The sequence below is a fragment of the Mycobacterium sp. NPDC048908 genome (genome assembly GCF_043197955.1).
Lineage (GTDB): Bacteria > Actinomycetota > Actinomycetes > Mycobacteriales > Mycobacteriaceae > Mycobacterium.
This window is the reverse complement of sequence record NZ_JBICUE010000001.1, coordinates 221,352-246,025: the sequence shown is the minus strand read 5'-3', so window position 1 is coordinate 246,025 and position 24,674 is coordinate 221,352. Positions and strand designations below refer to the sequence as shown.

Genomic DNA, 24,674 nt, shown 5'->3' with positions numbered 1-24,674 from the left:
TGCGGCGACGGGGAGGAGTAGGTCGTGGCAAAGCACCGGAACGCCGATTGGCGTCGACGTTCGACCGATCGGCATCGGCAGTCGCCATCGCTGATTCTTGTCGGCTCGACTGCCGTCGCACTGTCGGCAGCGCTGACGTTCGGCCATGCGACGAACACCACCCCGGACAGTCCCCAGGTCGAACTCGCGGCGGCCACCATCGGTGTCGGCGGTCGCGGCGACCCGGCCGCGGTCAACATCCCCAACAAGTTGCAGGGGAACGTCGTCCCGTTCGGCACTGAGTTTCCGCGCTATGTGGGTGTGCAGTACCCGGCCGGATACGACATCGACAACAGCGTGAATGCCGGTGTGCCGGCGCTGGCGCAGGCGATCGCGGACAATCGCCTCGACGAAAACAACGTTCCACAGTTCCTGCTGGTCGTCGGCTACTCGGAGGGCTCGCTCGTCGCCGAGAGGGTACGCCGAACCGTTGACCCCTCTGACCCGGGCGCACCGTCAACAGACAATTTGCAATTCGTCATGATCGCGTCGCCGAATCTGCCCAACGGCGGTCTCGCCGCACGGTTCCCAGCCGGATGGGGGATCCCGTTCCTGATCACGTCCAACGGCCCGGCAGCGGCGTCGCCGTACGACACCCAGTATGTGACGAACGAGTACGACCCATACGCCGACTTCCCCGCCTACTTCAACCCGCTGTCATTGGCGAACAGTCTTGTCGCTGTCTTCTACGTGCACCCGGACGCGTACTACGACCCGGTCGACTACGACCCCATCAACCGCGATTCCAACGATCCGAATGTCTTGATAAAGACGGTCAGGCACTCCGTGAACGGCGAAGAGGGCGAAGAGGTTGAGGACACCTATGTGTTCGTCCGGGCCGAGCATCTCCCACTGTTCGCGCCGCTGCGGCAGGTCGCGGCCATGGCGCAGTTGACGCCGCTCACCGAACCGGTGCTCGGTGCCATCGAGCCGCTGGTCCGGCTGATCGTCGACATGGGTTACACCGACCGCCAGAACCTGAATCCCGAAAAGCACGTTCAGTTCTCGTTGATCACACCGCCGGGCAAGGTGCTCGAGGCCGTCGTCGGAGTGCCGGGTGCACTCGGCCAAGGCGCGACCAACCTGGTCGGCGGGGTCGCATCGCTGCCAACCGCGATCCCAACACCGGTGGCTCCCACCAGTTCGCCGTCGATCAACGCGAAGTCGATGCCCCAAGAGGAGCAGCCGTCGTTGGTGGGCAACGACCCCAAAGAGGAACAGAAGGAGGAACAGAAGGCACCCGACTCGGAGACGTCGACGACCGAACCGCCGGCGTCCACGGTGTCGGACCCAGAGCCGACGCTCGCAGAACTCCCCAAGGATGGCAACAAGAGCACATCGGGTACTCCCGGCAAGGCCACGCCGCCGAAGAAGAAGAATCCGCTGACGCAACTGACCGAGTCGGTCAAAGGGTTCAGTCCCAAGAAGCACACACCGAAGACGCCGACGTCGTCGGATCCGGCTGGCGCCACACCGAACGAGCCCAGCTCACAGGAATCGACACCCAACGCCGCCTGACGGCCACACGTCGTGTTGCGCGAGCTCGGTGCGAATTGCCGCTCGCGCTAAATACTATGCAGGTCAAGGGCTTTCACGACTTCCGCCGCTTTGTGTCTACAGGTCCAACAGGTCGTCATCGTCCGCCGAGCGACCCCAGCAGGCCGCTCAGCAAGGTCAACACCGCGACGATCGGGTTGCCCACCGGTTTCGGTGTCGTGGTGATGGGAGGCGCTGTGGTCGTGACCGGAGGCGCCGTGGTGGTCGGAACAGTGGTAGCCGTCGTCGGGGGGGTGGTAGTCGTGGTCGCCGTGGTGGATGTCGGTGTTGTGCCAGGGCCGTGGCCGTCCGCCCAGATGATCTTCGTGCCGGTCAGCGGGTTCCAGGTGATCTTGCCGTATTGGAAGGTCGTGTATGTGCCCGTTGGGCCGCCGGTTTCGTCACTGGTGGCCAACCCCAGCTCGGGTACCCACACCTTCGCGGTGTGACCGGCAGCGGAATGCGCACCTGTCGCTTCCGAGTACCAGACGCGCAATCCGGTGGACTTGTTGAAGTCCTGGTAACCGTTGGCGAATTGCGTGGTCGGCGACAGCAAGTAGCTGCCTGCCTTATCGGCAACGGGATTCGGTGAGCTGACGAACCCGCTGCTGGCCTGGAAGACGGTGCTTACCGTCCGCACCTGTGCCCAGTTGCCGTCGGTCGTCTTGTACACCGGCGACAGCACCGTGCCGAGCGCCGGATCGCTGACCGTCGAGAACTGCTGGAATTCCGCCGATTTCGCGATGGCACCCGACGCGGCCGCTCGCACGGTCTGCACCGCGGTCTTCGGCGTCCAATCGGTCCGATAGATGCCGAAAGTCGACTGGTTGCCCAGGCTCGCGCGGTCCCTGGTGGTGTAGATGAACATCGGACCGGTATAGGGCAGCTCCTGCCACTTCAACAGGATGTCGGCGATGTACTCGTTCTCTCTGGCCTCGCCGCCGCTGGCCGATGGCTGGCCATACTCCGTCGCCCAGATCTTCTTGTTCTCATTGCCGTTGGCGATCATGACTTTCCGCAAATCCATCAGCTGCTGCACCGGTGAGTTCGCCTTGCCGACCCCGCCGGAGAACTTCAGCGTGTAGAGGTAGGGATGGAAAGACAGCGCGTCGAAGTAGGGTCCGGCGCCCGCCGCGTACATCTGTGTCAGGTACGCGACCGGGTTGATCGTGAGCGACCCGAAGCTCTGAATGGCTCCGAGCCCGGCGCTGATCACGACGATCGACGGATCGACCGCCTTGACCTTCGGGTAGGCGGCCTTCAGCAGTTCGGTGTACGCCGCCGGATCCGGCGTCGGTGTCCAAAACGTCACCGAGTTCGGCTCATTCCAGATCTCGACGGCCGCGATCTTGCCGGCGTAGCGCGCCACGAACTTCGCCACGAAATCGGCATATGCGGCCGCCGACGACGGCCGCGAGCTGAGGTATTGGCCGCCGCTCACCACCGCCCACCGCGGCGTCGCATTGACCATGCCGACGACCGCGATGTTGCGCGAGGCGGCCGAGTTCACCGTTTTGTCGATGCTGCTCCAATTCAGCGTGCCTGTGCTGGTTTCGACAGCTGCCCAGGGAATCATCAGCCGCACCGCGGAGACGTTGGTCGCCTTGATCATGTCCATCGTCTTGTCGACGCCCGCTTGGTCCAGTCCCCACACGTCGGAATCGGCGATCGCGGTTGTCGTCGCTGCCGGGTTGATGGTCGCTGTAGCGGTGACGAACACGTCGCGTGGCCGGTTGTGCACCAAGTCCTTGCTGATCGTGGTGGTGCACACCACTCCGACGATCACCGCCATCGTCGTGGTCAGAAAAGCTCGGCGGTAGCCGCGACGTCTGCTCAGGCCCACGGTCCACCCTTGAGGTCGGTCCGCGCGAAGCGGAGTCAAGAATCACCCAGTCTTTGCTCTGACATGATCTTGACGGACAAGACCGCGCTTGTGACGGATGCGGGCGGTGTGTCGTATGTGCTGAGCTTGACTACGCAAACAACGTCGCGGGGACACAGGCCCGGTCGCGAAACTGTATTCCGGCAGGCCGCTACTCGCGCTTTCCGTGCCGGAATACAGTTTCGGCACCCGACGTGCTCACCGGTGTGCCACCAGTGCAGGAGTTTCCCACTGCATCGACGCATTGAGCGAGAAGGCGGCGAAGGTGCGCGAAAGTGTCTGCCGCAGTTCGACATCCGTATTCACGCCGCCCGGCTGGTAAGACAGTACCGAGATGCCCACCTTGCCGTTGACCTGGCCCAGGATGAATCCAAGGACGCCAGCCGTGCGTTGCATGGTCGCCCTGGTCATCCCCCGGTAGACGGACCGCGCCGAGCAGTAGTCCGCGTCGGTGCCGTCAGGTCGGGTCACCTCCGAAGGAACCGCGCCGAGGTGCGACGACACCACACCGGCGGCATTGCCGGTGGCGACGCTGACCATCCTTCTCATCAGGCGTTTGGGCACTAGTGGCACCATCGGCAACAGCGCCATTCGCTCGTCGGGGGCGGAGTTGTGGCTGATCAGCGCTTGTTTGATGGCGGCGCGGATCCCGCGCAGATCTGCGGTCGCGTTGGTCGGTTCGACCGAGACATCGACATTGGTCACCGCGTTGGCGCGGGCGTCGCCTTCGGTTCGCTCGTTGACCGGAATCGACAACAGCACGGCGCCGTCGGCGACTCGACCCATCTGCTGGGCGGCGTGCGCGGCCACGCCGGCGAGCAGGGCATTGCTGGTACCGCCGAGCGCCTTGGCGCAGGCATGCCATTCACCGGCATCGATGAAGGCCGTCACGCTGGGCAGTGTGATTCGTTCATCGGCACCCGCGAAACGTTTCGGGGTGCCGCCACCACCGCGTTGACGCCGTGCCATGCGGAGCGCCGCGCGGGTGGCTCGACCGACGGCGGGAAGGTCGCGCGCGGCCTGGCGGGCATCCTCACGCACGGCGCGCCAGCGCCGACGTGACTTCGCAGAAGGCCACCTCATCGCGTTATCCAGACCGGAGGTCGCCTCGGCCAACGCCATCGCCAGTCCCATCCCGTCGATGAGCGAATGGGCGACAACCAGGCTCACCCCTGTTCCGCCATCTGTGAACGGCAGAACCGCGAGGTGCCACCCGGGGCCCTGCTCGGCGTCGACCGGTGAGTGAGCCTGCTCCGCGAGCCAGGCATCGAATTCTTCTCGCGGCCGGGGTGTTTGGCTGAACTCGATGGTGGTCGAGCCGGTACCCATCACCCAGCGATGGCGGCCGAAAGGCAGCGGCGAACGTTCGATGCGACGTGCCAGCCTTCCCCGCTGCAGATGATCGTGGAAGCGGCGCAGGCCATCGACGTCGATCGGCCGGTCGTAAACCCAGATGCACTGGATCACGCTGGTGGTTCCCGTGGCCCGCTCGCAGTGAAACAGCGCCTGGTCGGACAGGTCGAGGATGTTGGTCATTTTCGTTCCCTTCGGATTCGTCGTTTTCCGTCACCGGCTGCCGGCGCACACGGCGCACGACTTGCTGGAATTGGCGTGGTGGGCCAGTTCTTCGATCCAGTCGGCTGTGATCTTGGCGACGTCGGCGAAGGCCTTGCTCAGCGCCGCGATGTAGCGGTGCACCGATTTGCGCGCAACGGGGTTGTCCGGGAACGAGATCGTCACCGTGGTACGTGCGGCATGCCGGTTGATCCACATGTTGATCCCGCCATGGGAGAGGTTGTCACCGTAGATTCCGTAACCGGTCTGCTCCCACAGTTCGGCGACGGGAATCTTCCGAAAATCGAGAAACGACACCATCATTGCTGGCTTGGTGGGCAGCTTGATTCCCAGTTGGTCCACCGGCGCCAGCTCCAGAACACGTTCGAACGGCACCTTCGCCAGGTACTTTCCCGCGTTGAACGAATTCTGTGCTGCGCGAGCAATTCCGGCGAACGCGCCGTCACCGATGGGCACGGTGACCGGGAAGAGGCTGGCGAACCACCCGACGCTCATGGTGTCGACATCGGCGGTGCGGGTATCCGACGGAGTGAATCCGTGATAGGTGGTGTTGCCGGTCAGTTGATTCTCGGCCAACGCCGCACAGGCCAACACGCCACCAGAGAACCTGGCGCCGGCCTCGCGGCATGCGGTGTCAAACGCCTCCGTGTCGTCCTCGTTCAACAACTCAACGGTGACGAAGTCGCCCTTGTTGCTTGCCCATGTGTCGCCCAACTCGAGCGGAAAGCTCGGCCAGTCACCATCGGTGTCCTCGGCGAACTCGATCCAGTCCTTGATCTCCGGCGACGACATGGTCATGCCGCTGACGTGTTCGCGCTGACGGGCGGTGTAGTCGGCGTATCCGCCGACCTGGGGCAGCGTGACCGTCTGGCCCTGCGACAGGTTCTGGTACATCAAGTGGATGTCGACGAAGATCAGGCCCGCGGACATGCCGTCGATGTGCAGATGGTCGACGCTGGCGTAGAACGTGAAGTGGTCGGCGCTCTGGACGACGCCGAAGCTGAAGCAGTCCCATTGCAGGGTCTCAGGGGTGGTCGAGAGGGCATGGCTGCGAATCCGTTCGGGATCCATCTCGCCGAACGACACTGGCAGGAATTCGATTTGACTGGGGTCGTCGATCGTTCGCCGAACGATGTTGCCGTTCTCGAACTCGAACGTGCTGTGGTAGGTGTTGTGACGCCGCAGGTGGGTATTGATCGCTTCGGTCATCAACGCGATGTCGCACACGCCGGGGATATCCCACGCCACCACCATCAACCGGGGTAACTGCCGCCCGAGCGCCTTGCCGTAGAACGCACCGCGCAGGTGCTGAGCCTGCTGGAAGCTCGGAGGCAGATCACTCCTGCTTGCCATGGCGGCGCTGTCCCGCGCGGCCTGCGATGCGGTCCACGTGGTAACCACGCCGGGTGCCGGCTGCCACGAATAAATGGGTCCGAGTGCGACCATTTCACAGCTCCTTTTAGTCGGTGACGGAAACTCGATGCGACCGAAGTTATGGCGCTGTCGGCGGAATGGCTCGGTTGTGCGCACTAGTCGTCGAAGTGAGCGATTCAACCGGTTTTACGCAATGTTCTCACCGCCTGACCTGGCGATTCGCCCCCGCCTCTGCCTGAGCACAACGCGCAAAAGCCGTCGAATCGCCGCTTAGGCGGGTAGTGCGCACAAGCGCGCCACGGCAAAAACGCGGCCGTAACTTCAGCGGTGCCCGCAATACGAAACTCAAAAAAGGGACCCGCCCGTGTTACAGAAAGCCACCCCCGAAACCGCGAAGAATTTCGACATCTTCTCGCTGCTGGGCCGCGCCGTGGTGCGCGCGCCGTGGTTGGTCATCACTGCATGGATTGCCTTGGTCGTCGTGTTGTTCATGACCTTCCCCGCGCTGACCAAGGTCGTCGAAAACCAGACGATTCAGCCGCTGCCGCCGCAGGCGATGGCGGCCACCGATCAGATGGCCAAGGATTTTCATGAGTCGGCGCAGAACATCCTCGTGGTGGTGATGACCAACGAGCACGGCCTGACGCCCTCGGACAACAGCACCTACCGTGCAGTGGCGGACAAACTGCGCAGTGACACCACCGATGTGTCCGCTGTGCAGGATTTCATCAGCACTCCCCCATTGCGGCAGTTGATGGTCAGCAAGGACAACCAAGCGTTCTACATGGCGGTGACACTGAAGGCGCCGCCAGGATCGCCCGAGTCCTCGGCCGCATATCAACGGCTCACGCAGATGGTCAGACAAGCCACCGCCGGCTCCGACCTGACCACCCACGTGACAGGGTCGGCAGCAGTCATCGGTGACCTGTCGATCGTCACCGCCCACGATATGCACGTCATCGAGATCGCCACGGCCGCACTGGTGTTGCTGATCCTGCTGGTGATCTACCGGCGTCCCGTCACCGTGCTGCTTCCGCTGATCACCATCGGGATTTCCGTCGCATCGGCCCAAGGGTTGGTCTCCGCGCTGACCCGAGTCGGAATGAGTGTGTCGGCCCTGACGATCGTGTTGATGACAGCGATGATCGTCGGAGCCGGAACGGATTACGCGGTCTTTCTGATCAGCCGTTACCACGAGTACATCAGGTCCGGCATGGCCTCCGACCAGGCCGTGCAGAAAGCGCTCACCTCGATCGGCAAGGTGATCGGCGCGTCCGCGGCCACGGTGGCCGTCACGTTCCTCGGCATGATCTTCACCCAACTTCCCGCGTTCACGAGTGTGGGTCCGGCGCTGGCGGTTTCGATTGCGGTGGCCTTCCTTGCCGCCGTCACGTTGCTACCCGCCGTGCTGGTGCTGGCGGGCAGGCGCGGATGGATCGCACCGCGGCGACCGCTCACCGACCGGCTGTGGCAGCGCTCGGCGATTCAGATCGTCCGCAAGCCGAAGGCGCATCTGATCGTGAGCCTGACCATCTTGATCGCACTGGGGGCATGCGCACTGTTCATGAACCCGACGTACAACGACCGCATGCAGCTACCCGGGTCTGCCGAGAGCAATCAGGGTTACGCGGCGATGGCAGACCACTTTTCGACGAGCGCGTTGCTGCCGGAGTACATCTACATCCATTCGCCGCACGACCTGAGGAATCCGCGGGCGCTGGCCGATATGGAGCAGATGGCGCAGCGGGTGGCCCAGCTGCCCAACGTCGCGGCGGTGCGCGGTGTCACCCGCCCCACCGGCCAACCCATCGAGCAGACCAAGGTCAGTTATCAAGCCGGCGAGGTCGGCTCGAAACTCAAGGATGCGTCATCGCAGATCTCCGACAAGACAGGCGATCTCGACAAGCTCAGCGGCGGCGCTCAGCAATTGGCCAGCAGCCTCGCCCAGGTTCGCGATCAGGTCAACGGCGCCAGCAGGTCTATGGCGTCGATGACCGCGACTCTCGGCCAGGTGCAGGATCAGCTGGACGGACCTCAAACGGCCCAGATGCTGAACACCATTCGCGCCTATGCGAACAGCGGCGATCAGCAGACGATGGCCGGGGTGGCCGACTCCGCGTCTGCCATGCTGGCCGCGCTGAACAACAACCCTCAATGCGACGCCGATCCGGTCTGCAGCGAGGGCCGCGCGAAGCTGGCGCAACTGGCTTCAACGGGTTACGACGGCGCATCGGCACAGAGCATGCTGTCTTCGGTGCAGCGGCTGAGCTCGACGATGCAGTCGGCGGGCAGCAGCCTGCGGTCCGCCGGGATCAGCAGTCCTGCGGGCGCCCAGGCCAAGATCGCTCAGATGCAACAGGGCGCCGACGCATTGGCCAATGGCAGTGCGCAGTTGGCCCAGGGCGTTCAGGTGCTCGTCGACCAGACCAAGAAGATGGGTGGCGGCCTGAATCAGGCGGCCGGTCTGCTGCTGTCGATCAAGCACGACGCCTCGTCGCCGTCCATGTCGGGCATGTACGTTCCGCCGCAGGTGCTGACGACGAACGACTTCAAGAACGCCGCGAAGGTGTTCATCTCGCCGGACGGTCATTCCGCCCGCTACATGGTCGAGACGAAGTTCGATCCGTTCAGCACCGACGCCATGGACCAGACGCAGACGATTCTCGATACGGCACGGGGAGCCCAGCCGAACACGGCGCTGTCCGATGCGACGATCTCGATGGTCGGCACCACGCCGATGTACAGTGCGATCCGCAGCTACTACGACCATGACCTTCGGCTGATCATCGTTTTGACTCTGGTGGTCGTCTTCCTGATCCTGGTCGCTCTGCTGCGCGCGATCGTCGCACCGCTGTATCTCATTGCCTCAGTGGTGGTCTCGTATCTGTCGGCGTTGGGTCTAGGCGTGGCGTTCTTCCAATTCATCTGCCATCAGCACATCTACTGGAATGTGCCCGCCACCGCCTTCATCGTGTTGGTCGCGGTCGGCGCGGACTACAACCTGCTGCTGATCAGCCGCATCCGTGAGGAGTCCCGCAACGGCATCCGCTCCGGGATCATCCGGGCCGTGCATTCGACCGGGGGCGTGATCACCTCGGCGGGCATCATCTTCGCGGCCTCGATGTTCGGGCTGATGTTCGGCAGCGTCTCCACGATGTTGCAGATCGGCTTCATCATCGGCGCCGGTCTGCTGATCGACACCTTCGTGGTGCGCACCATCACGGTGCCCGCACTGGCCGCGATGATCGGTCGGGCGAACTGGTGGCCGACGAGGTCACGCAAGGCTACGGCCGGATAGCCACACCGCGACGAGTTGCGTGCGATCAGAAGTCTTGATTCGCACGCAATTCGCTGCTGTCAGAGGGCTCGGAGTTGGTCGCTGTCGACGAAGACGAGGTCGCCGGAGTTGAGGCGCACCGCCCATCGCCGAGCCGCGCCGACGATCCGGTTCGAGCCCACTTCGACAGCCATACCCGCTGATGGTCCGAAATCTTCGAGGATGACGCCGCCCTGCTGCTGTTCGGTTTCGGGATAGACCAGCACCGGGGAATTCACGGCCAGGCCGGCGTCGTCGCCGTCGTTCTTGCCGTTCTTGCCGCGCTTTGCCACCTTCAGCCCCCTCTACTCCCGAAGTCAGTAGAGCACAAGCGCTGATCTGCGAGGGCCAAAATGCAACGAGATGGCCGCTAGGCAGCGCGGGGAGCGTCCCCCACGGTGGCGGCTACGAAATGGTCGATCAGGCACGCAACGGCCTCGGGCCGTTCCGTCGGTGGATGGTGAGGGACACCCGGCAGGATGTGCAGTCGGCTGTTCGGCAAAATCCGGTGGGCAGCACGCGCATGCTCGACAGGAATCACCTGATCTTGATCGCCGCTGATGACCAGTGCGGGCACCACGTCCTTGACCGACAGCTTGTTGACGGCGGTGACCGCCTGGCCGCGGAAATCGACAACCGACCGCAGCGTGCGCAGGAACGCCTGCCTGTGGTCACGGTTCGTCAGTGAAGGACGGCTCTTGAAGCGGTCAGTGGATCCCATCAGGGCTCGCACCGCGTTGGCGGTGATGACGGCTGGGCGCGACGCGATCACCGGCAGCACGAACTCAGGAACCCGGAAGCGACAGCAGATGCAGCACTCGGCCGACGTCGCCGCCGAACCCGCCGCTGCTGATCAGCACGATTCGCTCGCAGTATTGGCGGTGCTGATGGGCGAATTGCATGGCGATCCCGCCGCCCAGCGAGTGCCCGACGACCGTGACGCGCGAGATACCGAGTGCGTCCACCAAGTCGCGAAGCATGACGGCGAAGGCACCCACCGAATAGTCGCCGCGTGGCTTGTCGGATTCGCCGTGGCCGAGCAGGTCCGGCGCGATCACGCGGTACTTCCCGGCCAGCAGCGGTATCACGCCACTCCAGGTTTCGGAGCTGCCACCCATGCCGTGCACCAGCAGCAGCACCTCGCCGGCACCCTCGTCGCGGTATGCGACGCGGTCGCCGTGCACCGTCATGGCCTTGCGACCCGCCGCGGCGTCACTGATGCAATCCTGGCTGGCATCGCGGCCCGGCAGTGACACGACGGCGGGGGCCGCGGCGACGGCTGCCAAGGCGGCCGCGCCGACCAACAGGCTCTTCATGGCGTTCATGTCGGTTGCTCCGGGTGGTATGTCGGTGACGTTCACTACCGGATAAGTTATGGCCTGTCCGCCAACGCTTCTCGGTTGTGCGCACTACTTGCTACAAGCGGCGATCTCCGCGTTTTGCGCATATCTGGTCGGCACTGAAATCAGGACACGACAACGGCGAGTTGCGCTGCAGAAGACCCGGTTCCGGCCTTGCGGGTGGTCGTCGCACGACGGGACCCGCGGCGCATCCCCATGGCGCGGCCGATCGCGTTGGTGACGCAATCGGCGGCTTCCTGGAGCAGCATGTGGCCCGCGGTCGGGTGGTGATAGTGCACAGCACCCGGGATGGCGGCAGCGAGGTCTCGGGAGTGGGATGCCGGAGTGAGGACGTCCGCCCCGCCGCTCACGATGTAGGTCTTGGCGGCGATCGACGCGAGCGCTTGGTACACGTCGTAGCGCTTCAGGCTGGGCAGAAACCCGGCCGCCGTGGTCAACGACGTGGTGCGGACGGCCGTTGCCGCCACCGCCGCGGCGGCTGTGCCATCATCGGCGAATCTGCTCAACGCGTCGCCAAGTGGCCTGATGAGCGCCTTGACGGCCTTGTCAGCCGCGCGTTGCGGCATGCGGCGAACCAATCCGAACAGTGCTTCCGTCGCAGGCGTCGCGATCAGCCTTCCGATGCCCCGCCCGGCAAGACCACCTGCGGCGGTGCCGACCAGAACGAGGCCCTGTGGTTCCACCGGGCGCTCGGATGAGTGCCGCGCGAAGTACGCCAGCGCCGTCATGCCGCCCATGGAGTGGCCGGCCAACGTGAGTGGTCCGGTGATCTGCATGGCGGTCAGAACGTCGGCGAGATCGTCTGCCAATTGCGCGACTTCGTATGTCGGCATGGGCGCTCCCGTCGACTTACCGTGGCCGCGATGGTCGTAGGTGATGACCCTGATCCTGCGGCCGTAACGACGCCGCAGTTGGTTCACCTGAGTGCTCCAGCTCTCTTGCGAGAGTAAGAGACCGTGCAGCAGAACGATTGTGGGCGCGTCGGCGCGGTCAGAACGGTGATCGGTCACCGCGAGGCGCACACCGTCTGTGGTCGTCACCGTGCGCTCGACATGACCGCTCCCGGCCGATGTTGCAGGGAAGGCGGGCGCCAGGGGCGAATCGAGCGCGACCGACATGGTGGACTCCTCGCTGAACGTCGAGTGCCGGGACCTTCCCGGCGTGCTGATGCCAAGAAGCTACGGTCGACATCCGGGCGTGGCGCGCTTGTGCTCACAAGCCGCGCAAGCACCGATCTCGGCATTCTGCGCTTTTTGCGCAGGCGGCACTGCCTGGCGAAAGTCGTTTCCGGACAGCATGTTTCAACGGGTGGCCCGCGTCATGAGCACAATGCGCAAAAGCAGTTAAACGTTCATAGCGCGGCTTGTGCGCACAACGGGGCCGCTGCGCGACCCGCTCCATATCGTCGTGAGCGATGACAATTCAAACCAGCCCCGCGACTGCTCGGGTCGATGCGGTATGCGACGTCGGACCCCGCACGCCCGAACCGCGTCGACGAAATCAACCCGACATGACCGGTTTTGCTCATTATGCTCAGATGGGCGCGTACGCTTCGCCCATGGCGAGAAGGCGCGTGGACGTGCGACTCGCTACCCAGGTGCTGCTGCTGCAAGTCGCCGTGGTCACGCTCACCCTGGGCATTGCGGGCGGGTTGCTCGCGTTCATGAGTCACGAGCGTCTCGCCGCGCAATACGAGGACAGGTCTCTGGACATGGCACGCGCGATCGCCTATGCCCCCGCGGTCCGCGCCGACGTCGCGCGCTACGACGCCGTCCCGCTGACACCCGGTCCTGCGCTCACCGCCCAATTGGCCAATGGACAGCTTCAGAAGTTGGCCACCGAGATTCAGCAGCGCACCGGGGTGCTGTTCGTGGTGATCACCAACAACCAAGGTCTGCGATTGTCCCATCCGAACCGGGACGAGCTTGGTAAGCACGTCAGTACCGATCCGTCCGAAGCGTTGGCCGGACATGAGGTGGTGACCAGGCAATCCGGCACGCTCGGATCGTCGGTCCGCGCGAAAGTGCCTATCTTTGCCCCGGATTCGACTCAGGTGGTCGGTGAGGTCAGCATCGGCATCTCCACTGCCGCCGTTCACCATCAGTTGTGGACCGACGTGCGGACGGCGGCTGTCCTCGTCGGTGTGGCGCTGTCCATCGGCGTCGTCGGCTCAGTGTTCCTGGCCCGACGGTGGCGGGGCTTGACGATGGGGCTGCAGCCGTCCGAAATGGCCGAGTTGATCCGGGGCCAGGCTGCGGTCCTGCACGGGATCGACGAAGGTGTGCTCGCCGTCGACACCGACTGGAAGACAACGTTTGTCAACGACAAGGCCTGCCGGCTTCTCGAGGTCACCAATGAACCGGGCACAGCGCTGGAGGAAATGGGTCTGACGCCGCGTGTGCTCGAGGTGTTCAAGTCGGCCGATCCGACGCCGACACTGGCGACCGTGGGGGACCGGATCGTGGTGGTGTCGGCCCGCCAGGTGTCGCACGAGGGTCGCGATCTGGGCACCGTCTTGGTGATCCGCGACCGCACCGACGTCGAATCCCTGACCCGCCAACTCGACGCCGTCCAGCTGATGAGCACGGTGCTGCGCGCCCAACGCCACGAGTTCGCCAACCGGCTGCACCTGCTCAACGGCCTGCTACACAGCGGCCACGTCGACGAGGCCGCGCAGTACGTCGAAGAGTTGTTGGGCTCGGGCCCGCTCGGTTCGGCACTGCCGGGCATCGACACCATCCGCGATGCCTTTCTGCAGGCGTTCCTGGCCGCGAAGGCCGCGGCGGCCCGTGAAGCCGGAGTGACACTGACCATCGGCGAGAACACTTGGGTGCCGGGCCGTCTCGCGCTACCGGTCGACGTGACGACTGTGCTGGGCAATCTGCTGGACAACGCCATCTACGCGGCCCGCACCGGTGCGAACGCCACCAAGATCGTGGAAGTCGAGCTGCTGCAGGATGGTTCGACGCTGCACATCACGGTGGCCGATACCGGAGACGGGGTCCCGTCTGGCTTCGTCGAGCATGTGTTCACCGAAGGAAAGTCGACGAAGCCGGATTCAGGGATACCGGGCGGCCGGGGCATCGGAATGGCGTTGTCCCGACAGATCACCCGCGCGCTCAGTGGCGACATCCGGTTGTCGAGTGCCGGCAATCCAGGCGCCGCGCTGTGCGGCGCAGAGTTCATCGCCCGGTTACCGGGTGTCATGGTGGAGGAGGAAGCCCAATGGGTGGCCCAGAATTGACCGTTCTCGTGGTCGATGACGATTTTCGCGTCGCCAACATGCACGCAGGCATCGTCAACGCGCTCCCGGGCTTCACCGTGACGAACACCGCGACAACACTCGCGGCGGCTCATAAGGCCGACCCCGTCGACCTTGCCCTGGTGGATGTGTATCTGCCCGACGGCTCCGGAATCGACTTCGTTCGCGAGTTACGCTGCGACAGTATGGTTTTGAGCGCAGCGACGGATGCACCGACCATCCGTGCGGCGATCGCGGCCGGCGCGTTGAGTTACCTGGTCAAACCGTTCGCGCCTGCAGATCTGGTTGCCCGTCTGTCGGGCTACGCCCGCTACCGCAAGACACTCGCAGGCACCAACCTCGGCGGGAAAGAGGTGGACTCGGCTTTGGATGCGCTGCGCCCTCGCGTCGCTCCCGCCCAGTCGCCGACCGCCGTGGCTTCGCCCACGAAGCAACTGGTGCTGCAGGCCCTTCGCACATCCGGTAAGCCGATGTCGTCGGCGGAGCTGTCGGCGGAGATCGGCGTGTCCCGCGCCACCGCCCAACGGTATTTGTCCACGCTGGCCAATTCCGGCGAGGTCAAGATCCAGCTTCGCTACGGGACGACCGGCCGTCCGGAACAGGAATTCGTGGCCGTGGACAAGCCGCCGAGCCGCGCTCGTTGACTTCTACTCACGGTTCTGCTCCACGTCTGGCCTGCTGGTCTTATCGTGAGCCGGTGGAGGGCACGCCTTTTGGCCGCTACCGGCTGATCGAGTTGCTTGGCCGCGGCGGGATGGGCGAGGTGTGGCGCGCCCACGACACCACGATCGATCGGGTGGTGGCCATCAAAATGCTGCTCCCCCACTACGCCGAGGATTCCGACTTCGACAAGCGATTCCGTCGCGAGGCCCGCGCCGCAGCCCGCCTCGATGACCCGCACGTGGTGCCGATCTACGACGTCGGAGAAGTCGACGGCCGCCTGTTCGTGGCCATGCGACTGATCAACGGCACCGACTTGCACACACTGCTCGGCGCGGGACCGCTGGAACCCGCACGGGCGGTTCACATCGTCGAACAGATCGCCTCGGCCCTCCACAGCGCACACCGATCCGGACTCGTTCACCGCGACGTCAAACCCTCCAACATCCTGTTGGCCACAGATGACTTCGCCTACCTCATCGACTTCGGCATTGCCCGCAGCACCGGCGACACCGCACTCACGTCGGCCAACACCACCATCGGCACCTGGGCCTACATGGCCCCCGAACGCTTCCGCAGCGGCGAAATACAACCCAGCTCCGACATCTACGCGCTTGCGTGCGTCCTCTACGAGTGCCTGACCGGTCACCCGCCCTACCAAGGCGACACCCTCGAACAAGTCGCTGTCGGACACATGGTCATGCCGCCGCCGCGGGCTTCGGAAGAACGCGCGACCGTCCCGATCGCTTTGGACCAGGTGATCACGGTCGGCCTGGCCAAACAACCCGCCGACCGCTACCCGACCGCCATCGATCTGGCGGCCGCCGCGCGACAGGCCATCGCCGGTACCGCTCCCCCCGTGTGGCCGGACGCCGCGCAGACGCAACAGTGGAAGTCCGATCACGTTGCGCCGCAATTTGATCCGGCCTACGCCGGCGAGCCCGTACCGTGGCCGCTCACGTCGCCAACGCATGCACCGTCACCGCCGGGTGTCGGAGCGACACGCCGCCGCGTTGTCTTGATCGTGTCGCTGGCAGTGGTGGGATTGCTGGTCCTCGGCGGCGTCATCGCGGCGGTGAACCTCTCTGACGACGACTCGCCTTCGGCCGCCACGCCGTCCAGCACCTCGACTTCCGTACCCGCCGCCCCCAACACCGGACCCTTCACCGGGACGTACCGCGCCGACTTCGGACCCATCAGCACCCTCGGTGGTGTCGCAGATCCAAGCGGCAAGTCGTCGAAGGCGACATACGGGTTGCGGTCGGTGTGCCGGCCAACGGGTTGCGTGGCCACGGGTTCTCGGCTCAGTGGCGATCCGTCGTTCGCGCCGACAGTGGTGTTCGACGAGGTGAACGGGATCTGGCTGTCGGTGTCGCTGGCTTCCCAGCAGTGCCGAGAGAATGCGGGCGCGGAAAGCTGGCAGGTGTTCAAGCTGCGGCCTGCGCGCGACGGCACTCTCACCGGCGAATTCACCGCGACCGCAGGCAATTCCTGTTCGGCGAAGCACACCGTCACGTTCACCCGCACAGCGGACGTCGACGTCGGGAGTCTCCCGGATCCGGCCAACCTCACGCCCAGAGTGGTCTCCCCTGCCGAGGCGCTCTTTGGCCGCTATCACCAGGCGAGGACCTTCACCAACGGTCAAAAGCAGGAGTCCGACTTCGTCGTTGCCACCGACTGCCTGCGTTCCGGTGACAGGTGCATGAGCTTCTTCCATGAGGCCTCGGGGCTTGTGGAGCCGTTGGTGTTCGCCGACGGTAAGTGGTCGTTGGGCACCGACATCGAGTCGACCTGTCCGGGCATGGGCGCGATACGCGTGAAAAAGACCGGGCAGTATCCGTTGCCCCAACCGCTGCAGAACCCGGTCACGCTTTTGACCGGGCACGGTAACCAGGAGCAATCACCGCCCTGTCCGGTCACCATCGTGTTCGACGAAACATTCACGCGCACCGGCGATTAGGGGCGGCGGCTACGCGAAACCCGTAATCGCGCCCATAAGGCGGGTATTTGACCTTATCGTGAACCGGTGGAGGGCACGCCTTTTGGCCGCTACCAGCTGCTCGAGTTGCTGGGCCGCGGCGGGATGGGCGAAGTGTGGCGCGCCAACGACACGGAGATCGGCCGCGTTGTCGCGATAAAGATGCTGCTTCCGCAGTACGCGAAGGACCCCGACTTCGAGAAGCGATTCCTGCGTGAGGCCCGCGCAGCGGGACGCCTTGACGACCCCCACATCGTGCCCATCTACGACGTGGGTGAGATCGACGGCCGCCTTTACGTCACGATGCGCCTGATCAACGGCACCAATCTGCAGACACTGCTCGACGCGGGACCGTTGGCACCCGCACGGGCGGTGAACATCGTCGAACAGATCGCCTCGGCCCTACATTGCGCACACGAGGCCGGACTTGTCCACCGCGACGTCAAACCATCGAATATTCTGTGACGGACAACGATTTCGCCTACCTCATCGACTTCGGCATTGCCCGCGGCGCCGGCGACACCGCACTGACATCGGCCAACACGACGATCGGCACCTGGGCCTACATGGCTCCCGAACGCTTCCGCAGCGGCGAAAGCGCAGCCGCCTCCGACGTCTACGCGCTGGCTTGCGTGCTCTATCAATGCCTCACCGGGGACCCGCCTTACCCGGGTGACACCCTCGAACAAGTCGCCGTTGGACACTTGGTCACGCCGCCTCCGCGGCCGTCCGACGACCAGAGCACCGTGCCCGCCGCGCTTGACCACGTCGTGGCCGTCGGCCTGGCCAAAGAGCCCGCGGACCGCTACCCCACCACCATCGCGTTGGCGGCCGCGGCCCAGCAAGCCATCGCCGGGGATCCGTTCGGCGCGACCGGGCCGACGCAACCGGCGGCGCTACCGACCCAGGAGTGGCCGACCGACAGTGGCGTCCCACCGGCACCGGCGCCTGCCGTTACCCGGCGGGGGCGTCGCCGCGGCATCCTGATCGGCGCGCTGGCGGCGACGGCTTTGCTTGTCGCCGGTGGCGTCATCGCGGCCGTCAACATGTCCGACGACGGCAGGTCCACGACCGCAATTCCACCGTCCACCGCTGCACCGAGCCCGCCCACCCGCACACCGAATACCGGGCCCTTCACCGGCCTCTACCGCGTCGACTTCGGCCGTGGCACCCGATTGGACGGAGTGGGGGATCCGAATGCGGCGCCGTCGACAGGCACCTACGGGCTGCGCTCGGTGTGCAGGCCCGCGGGCTGCGTCGCGACGGCCTCGAAGTTCAACGGTGACATCGCATTCGCGCCCTCGATGGTTTTCGATCAGGTCGGCCCAAGCTGGCTTGCGGTCGCCCTGGCCCCGAGCCCGTGTAAGAACATCACCGTCGACACTTGGCAGGTGTTCACCTTGCAGCCACAGCCCGACGGTTCGCTCGCCGGCGAGTTCATCCGGCTCACGCCCACCCAGTGTCAAGAGAAGCGTCCGGTAACCTTTACTCGCACAGGCGATGTCGACGTCGACGCCGACTTCAGGGGTCTGCCGGACCCCGATGGGCTACCACCTCGCGTGGTGTCGCCTGCCGAAGCGTTGCGCGGAAGTTATCGTGTCGCGCGGACATATACGGGCATGGGGACCCAGCAGCTGGGCGAATCCGCGGTCACCACTTACTGCCTGCGGGCCGGCGATCGGTGCATGAGCTACTTCTCGGTGGCCGCAGGTGATTTGCCGCTGATCTTCGAAGGCGGGAGTTGGTCCTGGAAGGACGAGACCGACGGCCCATGCCCGAACGGTGACATGTCGCATCTGAGCGCCAATGCGCAATTTCCGCTGCCGCAGCCACCGCAGAACCCGATCCCCGAGCTGAGCGGGCGGGGCACGTGGGTGCAGACCGGCTCTTGTGCCGTCAACCTCGACATCACCGAAACCTTCACGCGCACCGGCGAATGAGGGTTACGGCGGGAACACCTTCTTGATTGTTCCGTCGGCATTGACCTGCATGTACCCAGTGCCGGGGGCAGCCGAATGGATCGCCAGTTCAAGCGCCCCACCTTCTGCGCCAGAAACGATCAGATAGGTCTGGCTTCCGTCAGGCGCACCGAGTCTGTGGCGCGCCTGCCATTAGGCCAGCAACCGCGTCAGCGTTGAATGCGCTGAGGTCGGCGAGCACATCGAAAGACGACGTTGTGGTGTCGCCACCCCAGCTGTTCCACTGGCCGCCGCGGTAGATGAAGTCCTGTTCGACATGGCTGTTGGTCGGCGAGACACGCTCTAGCACCGCGTATTCCGGGTAGATCACCAACTGGAATCCCATGGTGTCGCCGAAGTGGCTGCGCGTGCTGTCGAGCAGCCCCTTCAGCCCATCCGGCGTCTGCAGCTGCGACGGTCCTGCCGGTGCCGACTGCGTCGGGGCAGACGTACTGGGGCTCGGCGCAGAGGAATCCGTTCCTGACGCAGACGGCTTCGTGCTGGGCGGGATCGGCAAACGCTGCTGAGTGGGCTGCGCCCTGGTGGTAGGACCGTCGGTGGAACTTCCGTCCGGCCACACGATGACGGCGACGACCGCGATGACGATGACGCCCGGGACGGCCAGGCCCGCCAGAATCCAGACCGCGGGATTCTGCCACCACGCGGACGCGGCCTGAGGTTGCTGCGGGATGCCGGGAGGAGACCATACCGGCGGTTGGGGAGGCGTGCGGTATTGGGTGGCGGCCGCGCTCGCCGCCTGCGCGCGCGGGCCGGTGTCGGGATAGGGCACCGCCGGCGACCAACTCGGGGCGGGCGACGGCGCGACCGGCGTTGGCGCGCCATGCAGGATCGGCGCGACCAGCGCGGCGCGGGCCGCAATGGCCAGGTCTTTGGCGGTGGCATAGCGCTGATCCGGGATCTTGGCCATTCCGGCCGCGACGACCTGATCCATCTGGGCCGAGATGCCGGGCTGCATCGTCGACGGCCGCGGCGGCGGCATCGTCAAGTGGTTGGTGATCTGACGTTCCAGACTGTCGCCGGGAAACGGTTGGGAGCCGGTCAGGCATTCGTGCAACACACATGTCAACGCATAGATGTCGGCGCGAGCGTCGTCACGGTCGGTGGTGAACCGCTCCGGTGCCATATACGCCAAGGTTCCGATCGTGGCGCCCGTGCTGGTCAGCTTGGTCGCATCGGCCGCACGGGCGATCCCGAAGTCGATGAGGTAGGCGAAATCGTCCTCGGTCACCAAGATGTTCGACGGTTTGACATCGCGGTGCACCAAGCCGATTCGGTGGGCGGCGCCGAGGGCGGCGGCGATCTGTTCGATGATCGAGACGGCACGCGGGGGCGGCAACGGGTCGTCGGCGACCAACTCATCGATGGTCTTACCGTCGATCAACCGCATGGTGACGTAGAGACGTCCGTCGATCTCGCCGAAATCGTGGATCGGGACAATATGCGGTTCGTCCAGGCTCGCCGCGGCCTGCGCCTCGCGGCGGAACCGGGCTTGATACTGCGCATCATCGGCGAGATTGGATGGCAGCACCTTCAACGCGACGACCCGGTTCATGGCGGTGTCGTATGCCTTCCACACCTCGCCCATGCCGCCGCGGCCCAGCATCTCCACCAACCGGTACCGGCCGAACGGGGTGCCCTCCACCGGCTAACCATAAAAGGCACCCGTGTTAGCTGCCAGCAGATCCGCGGTCCGCCGCGAATCCCAGCCAATTGACAGCGTTCCGTGTCGCCGCTGCTGGCGGCTTCGGCGGACGGTCAAACCCGCGACCGCCGAGTTCGGAATCCGGGCCAGTGCTGGTAGCGTTTCTACGGCTGTATATCAATCTGGTTGATATACAGCCGTACTCGCGTGCCACGCCAACGCCGGCGGCCAAGCGAGCATCACGAGGTGTGAAAGCGGATTTCGAAAGGTGTCTAGTGAGCCCTCGTTCCGTCGGGAGAACCGTCCTGGCAAGAGTCTGGCTGCCGTTGGTTGCCGTCGTTGCCGTGGCATTGGGTGCGCTGTGCATGTGGAAAGTGCATCAGGCGTCCGCGCCGGGCCCGGTCCTTGCCGTCAATGGCCCGCAGGCTCCTGAGGAGTTCGTGCCCAAGGAACTCACCTACGAGTTGGACGGGGACCTCGGAGACGGAGGGATGCTGTCCTACATCGACATCGACGGCCACCCGCACACCGTCGACCTCACGTCGCTGCCCTGGTCCCACACCGAGACCACCACACTCACCGTCGTGTCCGGCAGCATCTCGGCACAGGTACATGGGGGTGCAGTGCACTGCCGGATGCTCGTGAACGGTGTTGTCCGAGACGAGCAGTCGGCGGCACGGCAGGACGCCGATGTCACCTGCAGAGTGAAGTCGGCGTGAGCGAGCATCGCGCCGGTCGGCCGGTCTTCGCACGCACAGTCCGGCTTTTGGCCATCCCGATCATCGTCTTCTGGGGGCTGGTGGCTGTTTCGACGAACACGTTCATCCCGAAGGTGGAAGACGTCGCTGCCGAACTCGCCGGTCCGATGATTCCGACCTACGCACCGTCGCAGGTGGCGATGCTGCGCATCGGCGAGAAGTTTCACGAGTCCACGTCCACCAGCCTGACCATGGTGGTGCTCGAGGCCGACAGACCGTTGGACGACAGGGACCATCAGTACTACGACGACTTGATGCGGCGGCTGAAGAACGATACGCAGCATGTGCAGTACGTAATGGACTTGTGGGGCAAGCCGATTACGGCAGCCGGTGCGCAAAGCGTCGACGGCAAGGCCGCGTATGTGCTGCTGCGTCTGGCCGGTGACATCGGGCAGATCGAGGCCAACCGCTCGGTGGATGCGGTTCGCGACATCGTTGCGAAAGACACGCCTCCGCCGGGGCTGAAGGTCTATGTCAGCGGCGCCGCACCTCTGGCGTCGGACACGTTGTCCATAGCCAACGCGAGCCTGAACAACATCACGATCGTGACCATCTTCCTGATCACGTTCATGCTGCTGCTGGTCTACCGCTCGGTGAGCACGCTGCTGGTGCCGCTGGCCAGCGTGCTGTTCGAGATGCTGATCGCCAAGGGCGTCGTCGCTACGTTGGGGCATTTCGGCGTCATCCCGTTGTCGTCGTTCGCGATCAACATGGTGGTCTCGCTGACGTTGGGAGCGGGCACCGACTACGGCATCTTCCTGCTTGGCCGATATCACGAAGCCCGGCAGACGGGAGAGACGCGAGAAGACGCGTACTACACCGCTTTCCGGGGCGTCGCACCGATCATCATCGGATCGGGCCTGACGATCGCGGGCGCCGGATTCTGCCTGAGCTTCGCCAGACTCGACTACTTCCACACAATGGGACCGGCCGTCGCGATCGGCATGCTATTGACCATTTCCGCGGCGCTGACATTGGGACCCGCCATCTTGACGGTGGGCAGCCTGTTCGGGCTGTTCGACCCGCGACGAGCCATGAAGAGACACCTCTACCGACGCATCGCGGCGAGCGTGGTGCGCTGGCCGGTGCCGATCCTCGCGGCCAGTTGTGCCGTCGTCCTGCTCGGCGCGATCTTCGTGCCGTCGTATCGAGTGAATTACGACGATCGGCAATACCAGCCGACCAACGGCTCTGCCAATCAAGGCTTCGAGGCTTCGGATCGGCACTTTCCGTCGAGCAAGCTGTTCAGCGAGATGCTGATGGTCGAGTCCGATCACGACATGCGGAATTCGGCCGACTTCATCTCGCTGGACCGCGTGGCCAAAGCCCTCATTCGGGTACCCGGTGTCGCCATGGTGCAGAGCATCACCAGGCCCTTGGGCCGACCGCTCGACCGCGCCACCATCCCGTACCTGTTCACCACGCAGGGCAGTGGCAGCGGCCAGCAGTTGCCGTTCAACCAGCAGCAGAACGCCGACACCGACAAACAGGCGCAGATCCAGGCGGACACCGTGGCCGTGCTGGGCAAGACGATCGACCTGACCGAGAAACTGTCCGACGACCTTCACGCGACGGTGTTGACCGCAGAGAACCTGCAGCAAGTCACCGACATGATCAACGACAACATCGCGAATCTCGACGACTTTATCCGCCCTCTGAAGAACTATTTCTATTGGGAGCCACACTGTTTCGACATCCCGATATGCTGGGCGTTCCGGTCGCTCTTCGACGGGCTCGACGGCATCGACGCCCTCGATGTCGAGATCGCGCATACGGTCACTGATCTACAGGCCGTCGATGCGCTTCTCCCCCAACTGACTGCGCAGCTGAAGATCATGATGGACGACACGCAGGCACTGCAAGCCGTCATCGTCAACTCGTACGGCCCTGCGCATCTGCAGTCCACACAGACCGACCAGACCTATGACGACTTGATCAACGTCGGCAACGATTTCGACAAGTCCCGCAGCGACGATTTCTTCTACATGCCGCGGGAGGCGTTCGACAACGACGACGTCAAAACCGGTATGCAACTGATGATGTCACCGGACGGCAAGGCAGCCCGTTTCATCGTCACCCACGAAGGAAACGCCATGGGTCCCGAGGGCATCGAACACGTCGACGCATTCCCGCAAGCCATCCAGATCGCGCTGAAAGAAACGTCGTTGGCAGGCGCCAAGATCTACATCGGCGGCGCCGGTTCGAACAACAAGGACATCAAGCAGTACGCCGCGTCGGATTTGCTCATCGTGGCGATCGCCGCGTTCATCCTGATCTTCCTGATCATGCTTTTCATCACGCGAAGTCTGATGGCCGCGCTCGTCATTCCCGGTACGGTGGCGTTCTCGTTCGCGGGTGCGTTCGGTCTGTCGATCCTGGTGTGGCAGCACCTGATCGGCCTCCACCTGCACTGGCTGGTGCTGCCGATCACGTTCATCATCCTGGTGGCGGTCGGTTCGGACTACAACCTCCTGCTGATCGCCCGCGTCAAGGAAGAACTGGGCGCAGGCATACACACCGGTCTCATTCGCGCGTTGGGAAGCACGGGTGGCGTGGTGACATCGGCCGGTCTGGTGTTCGCATTCACCATGCTGGCGATGCTCACCAGCGACCTGCGGACCATCGGGCAGGTGGGCACGACCGTGTGCATCGGCCTGCTCCTCGACACGCTGATCGTGCGTTCCTTCATTGTGCCGTGCATTTTGCGGATCCTTGGCCCGTGGTTCTGGTGGCCCACGCTGGTGCGTGCCCGGCCGCTGCGGCCGAATTTGGGAGTCAGACAATGACTCTGGGCTTGTGGGCGATTCTGACGATTGTCGCGTTGGCGGCCGTGGTGGTGTTCGCGACGATCGCTTCTGTGTATGTGATGCGGCTCGTGCGCCGACCGGCGCTGCCGATCAGCGAGCAACTGGGAGGCATCCCCGCGGTCCTGCGTAAGGTGCGAAAGCGTGAGCCCCTTTCGGAGGACGAACTGGCTGTCGCTAGGCAAGCTGTTTCGGACCGGGGATCCTGGATGGCCCTCTGCATCCCCGCGACGATATTCAGCATCGGCTGCTTCTACGTCTTCGGCAGCCTCGAATACCTGCACGGAGCCACCCCGTCCGAACGCACGTTTCTCGGCGTCATCCCGATGTTCACATCGACCAACCTGGCGATCCGGATGATCAGAAGCGCGAGTTTGGGAAGACGCCTCCGCAGCGCAGTACTGCAGGGGCCGCCGGAAGCACCGACAGCTCCGCTCGGGGTCCAGTGAGAACGCTCGCTGATTCCTGCATGGCGGCTGCGATTCGTCCCGGTCCGCAGCCCTAGCGC

At 64.5% G+C, this 24,674-nt stretch carries 14 protein-coding genes and 2 pseudogenes; 9 read left to right on the top strand and 7 right to left on the bottom strand.

Annotated features, from left to right (window positions below):
* Nucleotides 1–24: 24 nt before the first annotated feature.
* The gene (locus tag ACGFK1_RS01210; protein WP_393424379.1) at nt 25–1,557 is read left to right on the top strand and encodes a PE-PPE domain-containing protein; all 1,533 of its coding nucleotides are present in this window, start codon (nt 25–27) and stop codon (nt 1,555–1,557) included.
* A 115-nt stretch (nt 1,558–1,672) separates the two neighbouring features.
* On the opposite strand, the gene ACGFK1_RS01205 is transcribed toward ACGFK1_RS01210, so the two are convergent.
* The 3 genes from ACGFK1_RS01205 to ACGFK1_RS01195 all read right to left on the bottom strand — a co-directional run bounded on the left by ACGFK1_RS01205 (nt 1,673) and on the right by ACGFK1_RS01195 (nt 6,478).
* Nucleotides 1,673–3,418, bottom strand: coding sequence for a cellulase family glycosylhydrolase (locus tag ACGFK1_RS01205; protein WP_393424376.1), 1,746 nt, complete (start codon nt 3,416–3,418; stop codon nt 1,673–1,675).
* Nucleotides 3,419–3,655: 237 nt separating this feature from the next.
* Nucleotides 3,656–4,993 carry a hypothetical protein gene (locus ACGFK1_RS01200; protein WP_393424373.1) on the bottom strand — a complete coding sequence of 446 codons (1,338 nt, stop codon included), beginning with the start codon at nt 4,991–4,993 and terminating at the stop codon, nt 3,656–3,658.
* A 30-nt stretch (nt 4,994–5,023) separates the two neighbouring features.
* A complete protein-coding gene (locus ACGFK1_RS01195; RefSeq protein WP_393424370.1) occupies nt 5,024–6,478 on the bottom strand; it encodes a condensation domain-containing protein in 1,455 nt (484 codons plus the stop codon).
* Between the two features lie 292 nt (nt 6,479–6,770).
* Here ACGFK1_RS01195 and ACGFK1_RS01190 point away from each other — a divergent pair, with 292 nt between their 5' ends.
* Nucleotides 6,771–9,704 (top strand): RND family transporter, encoded by a 2,934-nt coding sequence (locus ACGFK1_RS01190; RefSeq protein ID WP_393424367.1) that lies wholly within the window; start codon nt 6,771–6,773, stop codon nt 9,702–9,704.
* A gap of 59 nt (nt 9,705–9,763) precedes the next feature.
* Here ACGFK1_RS01190 and ACGFK1_RS01185 read toward each other — a convergent pair whose 3' ends face one another.
* The 3 genes and pseudogenes from ACGFK1_RS01185 to ACGFK1_RS01175 all read right to left on the bottom strand — a co-directional run bounded on the left by ACGFK1_RS01185 (nt 9,764) and on the right by ACGFK1_RS01175 (nt 12,201).
* On the bottom strand, nt 9,764–10,015 hold the full coding sequence (locus ACGFK1_RS01185; RefSeq protein WP_393424364.1) for a hypothetical protein: 252 nt from the start codon (nt 10,013–10,015) through the stop codon (nt 9,764–9,766).
* A 77-nt stretch (nt 10,016–10,092) separates the two neighbouring features.
* A pseudogene (locus ACGFK1_RS01180) lies at nt 10,093–10,912 on the bottom strand (alpha/beta fold hydrolase).
* A gap of 275 nt (nt 10,913–11,187) precedes the next feature.
* A complete protein-coding gene (locus ACGFK1_RS01175; RefSeq protein WP_393424361.1) occupies nt 11,188–12,201 on the bottom strand; it encodes an alpha/beta fold hydrolase in 1,014 nt (337 codons plus the stop codon).
* Between the two features lie 440 nt (nt 12,202–12,641).
* On the opposite strand from ACGFK1_RS01175, the gene ACGFK1_RS01170 reads away from it, so the two are divergent.
* The 4 genes and pseudogenes from ACGFK1_RS01170 to ACGFK1_RS01155 all read left to right on the top strand — a co-directional run.
* A complete protein-coding gene (locus ACGFK1_RS01170; RefSeq protein ID WP_393424358.1) occupies nt 12,642–14,327 on the top strand; it encodes an ATP-binding protein in 1,686 nt (561 codons plus the stop codon).
* Complete coding sequence (locus tag ACGFK1_RS01165; protein WP_393424355.1) at nt 14,309–14,989, top strand: response regulator; 681 nt, start codon at nt 14,309–14,311, stop codon at nt 14,987–14,989. Before ACGFK1_RS01170 ends, ACGFK1_RS01165 begins: the two co-directional genes overlap by 19 nt.
* Before the next feature lie 53 nt (nt 14,990–15,042).
* On the top strand, nt 15,043–16,965 hold the full coding sequence (locus ACGFK1_RS01160; protein WP_393424352.1) for a serine/threonine-protein kinase: 1,923 nt from the start codon (nt 15,043–15,045) through the stop codon (nt 16,963–16,965).
* 123 nt (nt 16,966–17,088) lie between these two features.
* Nucleotides 17,089–17,967: pseudogene (locus ACGFK1_RS01155) on the top strand (serine/threonine-protein kinase); the annotation flags it as partial.
* A gap of 1,095 nt (nt 17,968–19,062) precedes the next feature.
* Here ACGFK1_RS01155 and ACGFK1_RS01150 read toward each other — a convergent pair.
* On the bottom strand, nt 19,063–20,604 hold the full coding sequence (locus ACGFK1_RS01150; protein ID WP_393424349.1) for a serine/threonine-protein kinase: 1,542 nt from the start codon (nt 20,602–20,604) through the stop codon (nt 19,063–19,065).
* 275 nt (nt 20,605–20,879) lie between these two features.
* Here ACGFK1_RS01150 and ACGFK1_RS01145 point away from each other — a divergent pair, with 275 nt between their 5' ends.
* Genes ACGFK1_RS01145 through ACGFK1_RS01135 form a run of 3 tightly spaced genes read left to right on the top strand, consistent with a single transcriptional unit; the run spans nt 20,880 to nt 24,615 of the window.
* The gene (locus tag ACGFK1_RS01145; RefSeq protein ID WP_393424346.1) at nt 20,880–21,323 is read left to right on the top strand and encodes an MmpS family transport accessory protein; all 444 of its coding nucleotides are present in this window, start codon (nt 20,880–20,882) and stop codon (nt 21,321–21,323) included.
* A complete protein-coding gene (locus ACGFK1_RS01140; protein WP_393424343.1) occupies nt 21,320–24,148 on the top strand; it encodes an RND family transporter in 2,829 nt (942 codons plus the stop codon). Before ACGFK1_RS01145 ends, ACGFK1_RS01140 begins: the two co-directional genes overlap by 4 nt.
* Nucleotides 24,145–24,615 (top strand): hypothetical protein, encoded by a 471-nt coding sequence (locus ACGFK1_RS01135; RefSeq protein ID WP_393424340.1) that lies wholly within the window; start codon nt 24,145–24,147, stop codon nt 24,613–24,615. The genes ACGFK1_RS01140 and ACGFK1_RS01135 overlap by 4 nt, the downstream gene beginning before the upstream one ends.
* Nucleotides 24,616–24,674: the final 59 nt, after the last annotated feature.